The sequence below is a fragment of the Nocardioides alpinus genome, assembly GCF_900112035.1.
Classification (GTDB): Bacteria; Actinomycetota; Actinomycetes; order Propionibacteriales; family Nocardioidaceae; genus Nocardioides; species Nocardioides alpinus.
The window spans coordinates 1-13166 of the sequence record NZ_FOKC01000018.1; the positions used below are offsets into that span (position 1 = coordinate 1).

The following is a 13166-nucleotide window of genomic DNA, read 5'->3' on the forward strand; positions in this document are numbered from 1 at the left end:
CGAGCGTGGAGTCACCGTCCAGCGGGTGTTGAGCGACAACGGCAGCTGCTACAAGTCGAACCTGTGGCGCGACACCTGCCACGACCTGGGCATCACGCCGAAGAAGACCCGGGCCTATCGGCCACAGACGAACGGCAAGATCGAGCGCTTCCATCGAACCCTCGTCGAGGGCTGGGCGTTCAAGAAGTTCTACAACTCCGAATCCGCAAGACTCGCCGCTCTGCCAGCATGGATCCACGAGTACAACCACCACCGGCCCCACTCAGCAATCGCTGGGCGCTCACCCATCACCAGGTTGGACAACCTGGCTGGGCATCACATCTAGGCGTGCCAGCGCTCCGCTTCTCGCATGGCGAACTCACGGAAGGTCACTGGCTCGTCGCCCGTGACGACCCGGACGTCGTCAGTCAGACCGCCGGCCCGACCCAGTCGAGCGATCGTGTAGATCGCGCTGGTGACCGCGACCATGCCCCACGGCATTCCCAGGACCATGCGCGCGTGTCGGGCGTAACGGACCAGCCCGGGCCGCGCGTAGCTGATGGGGCGGCCGAGGGCATCGGTCAGGACTTCCGCGACCTCGCTGTAGGTCAGGGCCTGGGGCCCGGTCGGGGTCCACGCAGTGTTGTGGTGCTGATCTGGGACGAGCAGCGCCGCGGCGGCGATCGCGGCTACGTCGTGGACGTCGACGAAGGCGGTGGCACCAGCACCGGCGGGCACCATGATGGTGTCACGGTCGCGCACGTCGGTGAGGTGGGTGGTCGTGAGGTTCTGCATGAAGAACGCGGCGCGCACGAAGGTCCATGACAGTCCGGACTCGTGCAACCAGGCCTCGAGCGCGTGGTGGGGCACGACCTTGTTGCGCTCGGCTCCCTGCAGCGAGAGCAGCACCACGTGCTCCACACCGGCCGCCTTCGCGGCCTCGAGCGACGGCAGCATCTGCGTCTTCGGTTTCCCCAGGTGAGGCGGTCGCATGAGGAACACCTGGCGCACGCCGGAGTAGGCCTGTTCCCAGGTTGCCTGGTCTGTGAAGTCCAGTGCCACGGCCTCGACCCGGTCACCGAACCGGGAACGGACTGCGTCCAGCCCCGAGGCCGCGGCGCGCACGGGGATTCCGGCGGCCAGCAGCAGCTCGACGGTCCGTGAACCAACGTTCCCGGTCGCGCCAGTGACCAGCACCGGTGGGGTGACTCCATGCGGGGTCATGCGGGCACCACAACCTCCTTGCGCCGGATCCCGAGGGTAGCCCGACGCGGTCGTCCCCTGCGCTGGGCAAGGCCGGACAACTCCAGCTCGGTCGCCCGCCCATCACGGTGTGTCCATCGGCACGCTGCTCGTACGCTGCCAATCGGCCCACGGAACCGGTCTCGTCCCGCGAGTGGCTTGTCCGACGATCTCCTGGGTCATCCAGGCACGTAGCTCCTGCACGTCAGGGGGTGAGGCGAGTGTGAGGAGGTGACCTTCCGCGCACAGTTGGTCGGCACGAGCAACTGCCTCATGCAGGTGCACGATCAGCTCGCTGAACTCCCGAGGCATGGCCATGTCCACGTCCATCACGTCCTTGCCCTCCTCGCGGGCACGCTCTGCGGCGCGGCGACCGGTCAGACGTGCATGCGTCGGCGAGACCAGGAGCCCACGTATCTCGTCCGCGAGTGCGAGTGACTGGTCACTGCCCTGGTCCACCGACAACAGCTGAAGCTCTCGTACCAGCTCGTCGAGGTGACGGTCTTGCTGCAGGCTGAGCTCGACGGGGCATTGCGCGAGGCGGACCAAGACCCATCCCGGGGGCAGCTCATCTACCGCCTCGGGGGCCCGGGAGGGGCGAAGGCGTTGGGGCTCCTCGAAGAGGTGCCCGGCGTCCTCTGGATCGACGAGCTCCGCCCACACCTGTTTGCCGCGAGCGGTCTCGTCCACGCCCCAACGCCCGGCCACCATTCCGACGATGGCAAGGCCGCGACCGGTCGCGTCCAGCTCACTCGACCCGGACCGATCCCCGGTGGCTGGGGTCCGCGCCTGCACCATGTCGGGGCCAAGCGGACCGTCGTCCTCCACGTAGACCCGCACGCCGGTCGTCCTGCGCTCGAGGGTCACGTACATGAAGTCGGCCCCCGCGTGTAGGGCCGCGTTGGTGGTGAGCTCGCTCGTCACGAGCTCCGCCGCGTCCGCGAAACGTGCTTGTCCCCACGCGCTGAGACCGTCGACGACGAAGCGGCGCGCACCGGAAACGCTGGCCGCGTCGGCGGCCAGGCGGATGTGCAGCTTTGCCGATGCACCGCCCATGGACAGGAAGGCTAGCCCCGAACATCGCGTCACCGATGACGTTGAGATGCCAGCCTGAGTTGCCAGCTGCCGTCTTGTGGCGAACCATGACCGATGGAATCATCACGCCACTATTGTTCTGTTGACGGTCATCCGCTGACGGCGCCGGCGACCGTTCTCGGCGTGGCGCCCCGGAGATCCGAGGACATGTGGTCGCATCGATCTCAGCACGGGGCGGGCCCGGGGGGTTGTCGTGGCTCGGGGGTGCGTTGCTGCTCGGCGTGATGGTGGCGGTCGACTTGGTGCTCGGGCGCCAGATCAACGGGGCGTACGCCGGTGCCGCGGTGCTCACCGCCATCAACGCCGACGTGCGCCGCACAGCGAGCGTCGCCGGGCTGGCGCTGCTGGCGTCGGTCGCTTCGGGCACGTGGAACGACAACCTCGGCGAACGGGACTGGGCCATCCGCTTCGCGACGTGCGTGCTGATCTGCGCATTGGCCCTGATCGCCGCAGACGCGAACCATCGCCGCAGCGAACGCCTCGCCCGGACGACGGCCTTGGCGCAACGCATGCTCGACGCGCTCGCCGTCGAGCTCACGGGTGCCCGCACCGTCAAGGAGGTGACCGACGGCTTCCTCGGTCATGCCATGGGCACCCTCGGTGCCACGTCGGCGATGGTGCTGTCGCTGGACGCAGACGGGGTCCTTCGGACCCTCAGCTGGCACGGACGGGCCGGTGACGGTGCGGACCACTACCAGGAGGTCCCCGTCTCCAGCGACCTGCCAGGCGCGGTCGCGACGCGGCAGCGCACAGACATGCACTTCCGGTCCTTGACGGAGATCGTGGCTGCCTTCCCCGACCTGGCCGGGTACTACCCCAGCGACCGCAGCCTGCATCTACTTCCGCTGCACCGCGAGGACACGACGTACGGGCTCCTGGCCATCACCTTCCCCCCGGACCTCTTCACCCCTCACGAGGACGGATTCCTCCACTCGCTCGCAGGGGCTCTGACCAGCGCGATGCGCCGAGCCGTCGAGCTCCAGGACCAAGATGGTGCCACGCAGCGCACCGTCCTCCTCGCCGAGGCATCGATGAGCCTGTCGCGCAGCCTGGACATGGACACCACCCTCGCGGAGGTCGGGCGGCTCCTCGTGCCCCGTTTCGCGGACTGGTGCTCCCTGCAGCTGCTCAACGACGGCCGGCTCGAGACGGTCGCACTTCAGCACCGCGATCCCGCGACCACCGAGTGGGCACGTTCGCTGATGGGCGCTTTCCCCACCCGCATGGACGCTCCCCACGGCGCCGCCAACGTCGTACGCAGTGGGCAGAGCGAGATCTACCCGTACATCCCCTCAGAGGTCATGGAGGCGACCGCCGCGAGCGCCGAGCACCTGGCCCTGGTCCGCCGGCTGGGCCTCACCAGCGCGCTCATCGTGCCGCTGACAGGCCGCGATGGGGGCGTCGTCGGGACGTTGACGCTGATCCACGCCGAGTCCGGCCGTCGATACAGCGACGAGGACGGCGCCTTCCTCGAGGCGGTGGCTGACCGGGTGGCGGTCGCCCTGGACACAGCCGTCACCTTCGAGCACCAGTCCGAGCGACTCGCGGGAGTCATCCTGGTGGCTGAGGCCGCCCAGCGCGCCATCCTCGCCCCGCCGCCCGCGAGGGTCGGCCCGGTCGCGTTGTCGGCGCGCTACCTGTCGGCTGCCAGGGAAGCCCAGATCGGTGGCGACCTCTACGAGGTCGTCCGCGGACCGTCGTCCGTACGGCTGCTGGTCGGCGACGTGCGAGGCAAGGGCCTCTCGGCGGTCCGCACCGCCACGGTGGTGCTCGGCGAGTTCAGGGCGGCGGCTGCCAACAACGGAGACGTCGCTCACGTGGCACGCGAGATCGACCGTCGCATCGTTCCCTACCTGCCCGACGCCGAGGACTTCGTGACAGCCATTCTCGTCGACATCGAGAGCGACGGCCGTTTCGACGTCGTATCCTGCGGACATCCCGCGCCGGTGCTTCTCTCCACCAGCGGCGACGTGGATCCGGTTGAGCTGGACCACTCCCCACCTCTCGGTCTCGGGGTCGATCCGGTGATCGGGCGGGGCAAACTGGCCGACGGTGACCGACTGCTTCTGTTCACCGATGGGTTGATCGAGGCTCGCACGCCCACAGGTGCGTTCGTCGACTCCGCCCTGTTCCTGCCCTCGGTCGGACAAGCTGAATTCCACACCGCGCTGGACGGACTGCTGGCCTCTCTCAAGCAGGCAGCCGGCCATGCCCTTGACGACGACCTCGCGCTGCTGCTCGCCTGCTACGACCCACACTGAGCAAACCCGCACCGTGTCGAGGGCCGCCACTCGCGACTTCGTCGCCCGAACAGCGTGCAGAGCCCACCTCTGAGCTCAGGTGCGTGAAACGCTGGGGGCCATCAGACTCGACCCGCAGCCACGGCACATGGATGCTCGTACATCGGGGCATTGACAGCTATGAGCAGCAGGCACCCGGACGAGCCCATGGAAGACGAGTTCGACACGCTCCCCATCTGGACGGCCGACGCCGTGGAGGAGCTCGGTCCCGAGTACGCCGTACCCGCGGGATGCCGCGGCAGTGGTACGCCCGAGGGTCTGCGATGGCTGAGCCGCTCCATGGGGCTCCTCGCTGGAACCCGCCTGTTGGACTCGGGGGCCGGCGAGGGCGGACCGGCCGAGCTGGCAGCTCGCGAGTTCGGCGTCTCACCGGTCCTCGTCGACCCGAAGCACGGCGCCTGCCGCGCCGCGCGACGGATGTTTCACCGCCCCACATTGGTCGCTGGAGGTGAGCGGCTCCCGTTTCCAGGGGGCGCGTTCGACGCCGCCTGGTCCCTCGGGGTGCTGTGCACGGTCTCGCAGAAGCACGCCGTCCTCACCGAGTTGCGACGGGTTGTACCCACTGGCGCCTCGGTCGGACTTCTGGTGTTCGTCCGAACGGTGGACACGCTGCCCGACCAACCCGAGGGTAACGACTTCCCGGACCGAGTTGAGCTAGGTCGGCTGCTGCGCGCGGCCCGTCTCCACCTCACGGTGGAAGCGACCTTGTCAGACTTCTCGGAGCCGCCCTCCGAATGGCACGAGAAGGTCGATGAGGTCGACGACCTGGTCCGGCAGCGGCACGCAGACGACGAGCGACTCATGACCGCCGACCACCAACAGCGCATCATGGGCCGCCTTCTTGACGACGGCGTCGTCGAGGGACGACTCCTCGTCACTCGCGCGTTCTGAGCGTCCCCAAGTCAGGTGACCCAGTTCGCGAGCACGCCGGGAACCCGGCTGTCTGAGCCGCACCGCCCGCCCGGGTGTGCCCCATCCCGCCTGACGGTGGTTGCCTCGGTGGTTCGACCACCACATCGAGGAGGATCGTCATGGGCCACACTGTGTGGAGCTACCGCGACAGCACGTGGAGCGAGGACCGTGACCTCGTCGGCTACGACGTCGAGGCTGAGGGCGGGACGATCGGCAAGATCGACGAAGCCACCGGCGAGGCGTCCAGCCAGTGGCTCGTGGTTGACACCGGCTTCTGGATCTTCGGCAAGAAGCGCGTGATCCCCGCCGGCGTCGTCGTCGGCATGGACCACGATGCGCGCACCGTCATCGTGAGCATGAGCAAGGACCGGGTGAAGGCGGCGCCCGACAACGACGAGTCCGAGTGGGTCCACGAGGACACCAAGGCAGCCCAGCGGGCGCGCCACGCCGATTACTACACGCCCTTCGCCGCCCAGGACAGGGACTGACGTGTCACCTGTCCGCATTCGTCCGCTCGGCGGTGGCGTCGGTTGCCTGATGATGATCGTGGTCTCGGTGGTCCTCTCGGTGCTGATCACCGTCGTGCTGAATCTCGGCCGTTGAGGCTTCCAGACACCGCGATGCCTCGAGGGCAGCTGCGTCCGATCTACGGAACTGGACCGAGAGATAGAATGACCCTATGGGCCGAGGCGACGGGTCTCCACGCATCGTTGTCGCTCCGGGGCAGACCGATCACCATCACGGGCGTGACCCCGACAAGGTCGATTGGTCGCTCTGCGGCGCGGTCCCGGTGACCGCTGAAACCCTCCGCGACGATCCATTCCTGGGGACCGGAGAGGACGACTGCCACACCTGCGCCGAGCGTCTCCGCGACCTGGAGCAGGGTCCCCTCGCGCAATAGCAAGCGGAATGGCAAGGGAGGCACCGTCACCAACGGGCGGCTGCTCACACAAGCGTCTCCCCCGCGCGCGGGGGTCGGGACAGTCGCAGCACCTTGCGCCAGGCGCTGGCGACCTGACGCGGGAGCGGATGGCTGTTGTACAGGAGCCCGTGCCGGTGGAAGAGCTCGCGGACCGGGCCGGCTATCTCCCCGTAGCGGTTGCTCGGCAGGTCGGGAAAGATGTGGTGCTCTATCTGGTGGGACAGGTTGCCGCATAGTATGTGCAGCAGTCGCGGCCCGGAGATGTTGGCCGACCCCAGCATCTGGCGCAGGTACCACTGGCCTCGCGACTCCGTCGCGTCGAGCTCGTCGACCTCGAACGTCTCCACGCCGTCGGGAAAGTGTCCACACATGATGACGCTGTGCGACCACACGTTGCGAACGAGATTGGCAGTGAGGTTGGCGGTCAGGGTGGTCCGGAGCGAGCCGGTCGGGAGCGAGACCAGCGGGTGCACCAGGTAGTCGCGCCGAGCGTGGCGCGCGACGCGTCCCAGCGTCGTGCGCATCTCCTTCTTCGTCCTGTCCGAGAAGCCGTTGCCCTCGCGCAGCTGGGCGCCGAGGTCGAGGTCGTACATGGCGATGCCGTACTCGAAGATGCAGGCGTTGACGAAGTTCAGCAGCGGCTGGATCCGGTGACGGGGAGCCCATTCCTGTGATGCGTCGACGCGCATGATGCCGTAGCCGAGGTCGTTGTCCATGCCGAGCACGTTGGTGTTGACGTGATGGCGGTCGTTGTGGGCGCGTTTCCACTGCTCGGGCGCGGAGGCGTGGTCCCACTCCCACGTCGAGGAGTGGATCTTGGGGTCGCGCATCCAGTCCCACTGACCGTGCAGGACGTTGTGCCCGATCTCCATGTTGTCGAGGATCTTGGCCAGCGTCAGGGCGGCCGTGCCGAGCCACCATGCGGGGCGATGACGGCTTCCCAGCAGCACCAGTCGGCCAGCGACCTCGAGACCCTGGCGGACCGCGATGAGACGACGGATGTACGCCGCATCGTCGGCGCCGCGGCTCTCCAGCACGTCTTCGCGCAGTGCGTCCAGGGTGCGTCCGATCAGTTCCACCTCGGCCTCGGTCAGGTCGGCGTACGAGCGGGGACCGAAGTTCCTCGGAGTGTGCTGCAGCAGAGAAGGCATGGCCCCAAGTGCCCCTCAAGGGCGTCGCGTATTCCCGACGGCCGCGTTCATCCATCGGGGTGGGGACTGCGATGCATCGCAGATGAGGGGGTACGGGAGCGTCATGACCGAATCACCGCAGACGTACGACCAGGACGCGGAACCGACACGAGGAGGACGCATGACGACATACGGCAACGAGCCCCTGACCAATGAGCCCCTGACCGGCACCGCGACCAGCGGCACCCAGACCAGCGGCACCCAGACCAGCGGCACGACTGACAAGGCCAAGGAGGCCGCCTCGACGGCCGCCGCACAGGGCCAGCACGTGGCAGGCACGGCGAAGGATGAGGCGCTCAACGTCGCAGGGACCGCCACCGAGCAGGCGCGCAACGTCTTGGGCGATGCCAAGCAGCACGTCAGCGCTCAGGTGAGTGATCAGGCTGTCACGCAGAGGGATCAGCTGTCGCAGACCTTGCGAACGTTCGGTGACGACCTCCAGCAGATGGTCGAGCAGGGTCCGGACGCCGGTCTGGCCAGCGACCTGACGCGAGAGGTGTCAGACCGGGTGCGTGCACTCGGCACCCATCTCCAGGATCGTGAGCCCGGCCAGCTGCTCGACGATGCGCGTGACTTCGCGCGGCGCCGCCCCGGCACGTTCCTGATCGGTGCACTCGCCGCCGGCGTCGTGGCGGGACGCCTGTTCCGTGCCACGGCCGACGGTGCCGCGGCAGCGGAGCTGGCCGACGCGCCCGCCTCGACCACGACGCGAACGACGCCGGTGCCCGCCACCGCGACCGATGCGATTCAGGGTGTCGGCACCCCGACCCCGGCCGGACCTCCGCAGGCTGACTTCGCGGCTGCTCCTCCGACTCTGGCCGACCCCGCCCCGCTCTCGGACCCGACCACGTCGGGCACCTCGAGCTTTGCTGGGCAGCCGACGCGGGACACGCCGTGACCGGCCCCGCAGGAGTCGACCCGGTCCTGGGCACGCAGCCGTCACAGCCGGGGCCGTTGACGAGCCCCGCCGGGTCGCACGTGACCGGCACTACCGGTGACAGCCGCAGCCTGGGCGAGATCGTGGGTGACCTCACCAACGACCTCACGACGCTGGTCAAGGCCGAGCTGGACCTGGCACGCACAGAGCTCAAGTCCGAGGCGGCCAAGGCCGGCAAGGGGGCCGGGATGCTCGGTGGCGCGGGCGTCTCCGGACTGCTCGCGCTGATCTTGGCGTCGTTCGCGCTCAGTTACCTGCTGGACAACTGGATGCCGGTCGAGCTGGCATTCCTGATCACCACCCTGCTCTGGGCCGTCGTGGCTGCCGTCCTGGCCGCCCGCGGTCGCTCGGAGCTGAAGAAGTCGAACCCGCAGCTGCCGAAGACGCAGCGCACACTCAAGGAGGACGCGGCATGGGTCAAAGCACAGAAGAACTGAACACCGAGATCGCTCAGACGCGGCAGTCGATGACCGCCAACGTGGACGCACTGCAGGACCGGGTGAGCCCCGCCGCGATCGTCGAGCGACGCAAGGAGGCCGCCCGAGGGCGCGTCCGCGGCGTGCGCGACAAGGTCATGGGCACGGTCCACGGGATCGGCTCGTCCGCTTCCGGCACTGGGAGCTCGTCCGTCGGATCCCCACTGGGCGCGGTGGACTCGGTCAAGGGCACGGCACAGGGTGCCGTCAGCGGCACGCAGGACCGGGTCGCAGGCACCCCGCTCGCCGCGGGACTCGTGGCGTTCGGCGCGGGCATGATCGTCTCGGCGCTCATCCCGGCCTCCGAGAAGGAAGCAGTGGCGGCCGGTCACGTCGTCGACGCCGCCAAGGAGCACGGCCAGCCGGTCGTGGACCAGGCCAGGTCGATGGCTCAGGACGTCGTCGAGAACGTCAAGGAGACTGCGACCGGAGCAGTCGCCGAGGTCAAGGACACGGCCGCGGACAGCGCCGCGAAGGTGAAGTCCGAGAGCCAGTCCGGGGTGGACGAGGTCCGCTCGCAGACCCAGTCCTGAGGGATCCGTCGTGCCGGTCCGTCCCTTCGTGGGCGGGCTGGCACTTCGGACGTTCCACCCCGTGAAGGGGCCGAACAGGTCAGCCGGGCAGCTCCCCGCCGCCGTCGATGTCCAGTGAACGTATCGACTGCTCACGGTCTGGGTACACGGCGGGTGGACCGCATGTGGGGTGCGGCCCGGCCCCGCCCGCCGCCCCCCGGAGGGCCGGGCGGGGTCACCTCGCCGTCTTCCGCGTTGGGCCGGGGGGGCTGGCAGCAGCCATCCGCATCAAACGGCGCACCCCTTCGACCTGCGCGGCGATTCGATGCGCCAGTGACGTACTGCTCGCCGGGCCGTCCTACCGCGTTCTACGGAACAGGTCGTTCGAAGATCGTCGGCGTGTGCAGGCTCCCGCATGCGCCGCAAGCGACGTAGGTCGTGTGAGCGTCTACCCTCACCGTCGCCCAACGGTGCCAAAGATGCCAACGGCATGCTCGCGGAGCGGTGACGCTGGGCGTTGAGGGCGGCTCGTCGACCACCTGGATGTCGAAGACCTCGAGTATTCCTGTGTGGGCTCGGTCGTCGTCCCGCTCGGGGTGGTGCCGTGACATCAACTACTCCGTCCTCGTTGCCAGGCTCGGCCTCGCGACGTACGGCCGGGTCTATGGAGTCGTACCCCTCTTGGCCTCGACTTACCATCCTCCGCAGCCAGGCCTGAGCAGCGGCGAGCTGCGCGACGGCGATCCCGCTGCTGCTGAGCGCGGGCTCACCCGAGGGCGCGGGCGGTGAGCGTGTCGCCGTAAGGGTGGAGGGAGTACCCCCCTATTGGGTAAAGAGCCGCTCGGATCGTAGATCCGCGGAGACATCGGTGCCTCATGGATAGCCAGACCGGGAGGGGTCGTCCGCGTTCGTCCTGCTCTCCGAAAGGCCATCGATATGACTCCAAATACGGAACCGCACCGGCGGTTCGCGCCGATCGCGGCGCTGGCTGCAACGTTGGCGTTGCTGTTCTCAACATTGGGCTTCATAGCTGGACCGGCACACGGTGCCGGCAACAGCGGCACCATCAAGATCCACGCCCAGGATTCGCCTCCGGGCACGGAGAGCAATGAGCCGCACGTCTGCGCCTTCAACATCGAGGCGTTCGGCTTCGATGAGGGGTTCGACGGCTACATCGAGTTCGACGTACAGGGCGGGGACGGGCCCACCGGGGTGGCCGCTGGCCCGTACGTGGTCGGCCCGGCCGATGCGGCAGGTTACTTCGCAACGGACTACTTCAACGTCGCAGGCGGGCAGATCATCCAGAACGGTCACTACAAGGTGACCCTCTTCGGCAAGTTCAACGACGGCCGGATCAACTACGACGACGTCAAGGCGAAGTCCAAGGTGTTCAAGGTCGACTGCCCGCCCCCGCCGCCGCCCACACCGGCCACCCCAGTAGGTGCCACGGCAGCGGACGTGTGCGAGCCCGCGACGGGTCCGACGAACGACCGCATCACGATCTCGGCTGACGCCAACTTCACCTACACGGTGGACGGCACAACTGTCGCGGCCGGTCCGTTCGCGGCCACCGGCACCACACACACGGTCAACGCCGTCGCCAAGGCCGGAGTGGTCGTCCAGCAGGGGGCCACGACGCAGTGGACCTTCACGTTCACCAAGCGTCTCTGTTCCGAGGTCCTGGGGGTCAGTGCGATTCGCGTCAAGGGGACGGTCACGAAGATCGACAAGTGCGGTCGTGCGGGTGATGCGTTCATGGCGAAGAGGGTCAAGGGCGTGACGTACCGGGTCAACGGCGACGCCATCCGTGCGGGTGTCTGGCTCAAGGCCAAGACGCGGACCGTCAAGGTACGGGCCGTGGCATCCGGCACGGGGCACGCGGTGGTCGGGCAGGACACGTGGACCTTGCGGTTCACGAACGAGCGCTGTGCCACCCCGCCGCAGGTGCTGCCCGACACGGGAGCATGACCCGACGGGCAGTCCTGGTCGCAGCGTCCGTCGTTCTTCTGGCCATCACCGGCCAGGGAGCGGCGGGCGCCGCCCCAGGGCGCTTGGACATCCCGAAGCTGGACGTACGAGCTCACGTCGTCGAGGTGGGGCTCACCACCAACGGGTCCTTACGTGTTGGGCACCGCCTCCAGGGGACGGTCTACACCTGGCGAGAAGGCGATCCGCCGTGCGACCGCACCGGGACGACCGTCTACGCGGGACACGCCTGGCGTGCTGGAAACGGCGTGGCAGATCGCTGGGGACACCTACGACGCGGAGATCGCATTCATGTCTCTGGTTGCGCCTTCAGAGTGACACGAAGGGAGTTCTGGTCGGCCGATCGGTCGATGCGGCACCTCTTCACGGTCGGTGGTCCGCCGCGGATCGTGCTCATCGGTTGCAAGGCTGGTGACTACGCCAAGCGGGTCATCATCTTCGCCAGGAAGACTCGATAGGACCACGATCAGCGGACACCTCGAGTGCCAGTCGGGCCGTAGGAGCTCATCGCGGTTCGGCCTATCCCACAACTGCAGACCCGGACTGAACCGGTGTCGCCCGGAAGGGTTCACGGTGAGCAAACGCGGGACAAGAAGTTCTGACTGGAAGAGTGAACAGCCCCTGACCTGCGTCTCCGCAGGTCAGGGGCTATTTCTCGGTCGGGCTGACAGGATTTGAACCTGCGACCCCCTGACCCCCAGTCAGGTGCGCTACCAAGCTGCGCTACAGCCCGAACGCTTCCGGCACGAGACCTGCGAAGCGAGCCGAACGTTACCGCAGCCTCGGGGAACACACGGAATCGGCCCGCCCATCTAGACCACGACCCGGCTCCGGAGCGCTGGTCGGACGGGACCCCCTAGTCCAAGTGGGCCATTTGGCCGCGAACCGCGGACGCACCGCAGGGGCCCGCACAAGATGAAGGCTCAACCTGTGGGGGTCAACCGTGTCATCTCTGCCGCGCCGCGCCGGCCTGGTGGTCGTCGGCATCGCCATCGGGCTCAGCCTCGCCGCGCCGCGCGCCGACGCTGCTGCGCCCGACATCATCGTGCAGCAGAGCAGCCACCAGGGCGCCTCGCTCGAGCTCGCCCAGCAGCTGCGCGAGCGCCAGCAGAGCCTGATGGCGCTCAACCAGCGCGCCGATGCTCGCGACCGGGCGCTGATCGGCCGCAAGGCCGTGCTGGCGACGTACGGCTGGACCGGCGATCCCGACGACGTGACCGCGGTGCTCCCGCTGGCGTCCTACCGCGTGTCGGCGGGGTTCGGCCTCACCGGGCCGCTCTGGGAGGCCGAGCACGGAGGCCAGGACTTCGGCGCATCCCTCGGCGACACCATCGTCGCGGTCGCGGCCGGCACGGTCACCGAGGTCGCCTACTCCGGCGCCTACGGCCTGCGCACCATCGTCACGCTCCCCGACGGCACCGAGGTCTGGTACTGCCACCAGGCCGATGTCTCGGTGTATGCCGGGCAGCTCGTCGACGTGGCCGCCCCGATCGGGACCGTGGGTTCGACCGGCAACTCCACCGGACCACACCTCCACCTCGAGGTGCGCCCCGCGGGCAGTCCCGTCGACCCGATGGACTGGCTGCGCGCGGCGGGCCTCACCCCCTGAGCCGGC

At 68.4% G+C, this 13166-nt stretch carries 12 protein-coding genes, 1 tRNA gene and 1 pseudogene; 10 read left to right on the forward strand and 4 right to left on the reverse strand.

Annotation, left to right across the window (positions count from 1 at the left end; all coding sequences use genetic code 11):
* Positions 1-325: integrase core domain-containing protein (locus tag BM127_RS21250; protein ID WP_139227835.1), on the forward strand; the 325-nt coding region annotated here is incomplete at its 5' end.
* Here BM127_RS21250 and BM127_RS21255 read toward each other — a convergent pair.
* Positions 322-1203: an NmrA family NAD(P)-binding protein gene (locus BM127_RS21255; RefSeq protein ID WP_091202052.1), complete on the reverse strand. Its 882-nt coding sequence runs from the start codon at positions 1201-1203 to the stop codon at positions 322-324. The genes BM127_RS21250 and BM127_RS21255 overlap by 4 nt on opposite strands.
* A gap of 732 nt (positions 1204-1935) precedes the next feature.
* Positions 1936-2277, reverse strand: a pseudogene (locus BM127_RS23190) (ATP-binding protein); the annotation flags it as partial.
* A 266-nt stretch (positions 2278-2543) separates the two neighbouring features.
* On the opposite strand from BM127_RS23190, the gene BM127_RS21265 reads away from it, so the two are divergent.
* The 3 genes from BM127_RS21265 to BM127_RS21275 all read left to right on the forward strand — a co-directional run bounded on the left by BM127_RS21265 (position 2544) and on the right by BM127_RS21275 (position 6016).
* Complete coding sequence (locus BM127_RS21265; RefSeq protein ID WP_175507474.1) at positions 2544-4577, forward strand: PP2C family protein-serine/threonine phosphatase; 2034 nt, start codon at positions 2544-2546, stop codon at positions 4575-4577.
* Positions 4578-4763: 186 nt separating this feature from the next.
* Complete coding sequence (locus BM127_RS21270) at positions 4764-5507, forward strand: class I SAM-dependent methyltransferase (protein ID WP_198554409.1); 744 nt, start codon at positions 4764-4766, stop codon at positions 5505-5507.
* A 140-nt stretch (positions 5508-5647) separates the two neighbouring features.
* A complete protein-coding gene (locus BM127_RS21275) occupies positions 5648-6016 on the forward strand; it encodes a PRC-barrel domain-containing protein (protein ID WP_091202060.1) in 369 nt (122 codons plus the stop codon).
* Between the two features lie 457 nt (positions 6017-6473).
* Here the strand turns inward: BM127_RS21275 and BM127_RS21285 are convergent, their stop codons facing one another.
* Positions 6474-7601, reverse strand: a complete 1128-nt coding sequence (locus tag BM127_RS21285) for a fatty acid desaturase family protein (protein WP_091202064.1) — start codon at positions 7599-7601, stop codon at positions 6474-6476.
* On the opposite strand from BM127_RS21285, the gene BM127_RS21290 reads away from it, so the two are divergent.
* The 5 genes from BM127_RS21290 to BM127_RS23195 all read left to right on the forward strand — a co-directional run bounded on the left by BM127_RS21290 (position 7600) and on the right by BM127_RS23195 (position 12009).
* Positions 7600-8538 carry a hypothetical protein gene (locus BM127_RS21290; RefSeq protein WP_139227837.1) on the forward strand — a complete coding sequence of 313 codons (939 nt, stop codon included), beginning with the start codon at positions 7600-7602 and terminating at the stop codon, positions 8536-8538. The genes BM127_RS21285 and BM127_RS21290 overlap by 2 nt on opposite strands.
* A gap of 80 nt (positions 8539-8618) precedes the next feature.
* Complete coding sequence (locus tag BM127_RS21295; RefSeq protein WP_091202070.1) at positions 8619-9014, forward strand: phage holin family protein; 396 nt, start codon at positions 8619-8621, stop codon at positions 9012-9014.
* A 29-nt stretch (positions 9015-9043) separates the two neighbouring features.
* Positions 9044-9586 carry a DUF3618 domain-containing protein gene (locus tag BM127_RS21300; RefSeq protein ID WP_231263482.1) on the forward strand — a complete coding sequence of 181 codons (543 nt, stop codon included), beginning with the start codon at positions 9044-9046 and terminating at the stop codon, positions 9584-9586.
* Between the two features lie 915 nt (positions 9587-10501).
* The gene (locus BM127_RS21305; RefSeq protein ID WP_139227838.1) at positions 10502-11533 is read left to right on the forward strand and encodes a hypothetical protein; all 1032 of its coding nucleotides are present in this window, start codon (positions 10502-10504) and stop codon (positions 11531-11533) included.
* Entirely contained in the window at positions 11530-12009 is a 480-nt protein-coding gene (locus BM127_RS23195; protein ID WP_139227839.1) for a class F sortase, read from the forward strand. Before BM127_RS21305 ends, BM127_RS23195 begins: the two co-directional genes overlap by 4 nt.
* 201 nt (positions 12010-12210) lie before the next feature.
* Here BM127_RS23195 and BM127_RS21310 read toward each other — a convergent pair.
* Positions 12211-12284 (reverse strand) — tRNA-Pro (locus BM127_RS21310).
* Between the two features lie 210 nt (positions 12285-12494).
* On the opposite strand from BM127_RS21310, the gene BM127_RS21315 reads away from it, so the two are divergent.
* Positions 12495-13160: a M23 family metallopeptidase gene (locus BM127_RS21315; protein ID WP_139227840.1), complete on the forward strand. Its 666-nt coding sequence runs from the start codon at positions 12495-12497 to the stop codon at positions 13158-13160.
* Positions 13161-13166 lie beyond the last annotated feature (6 nt).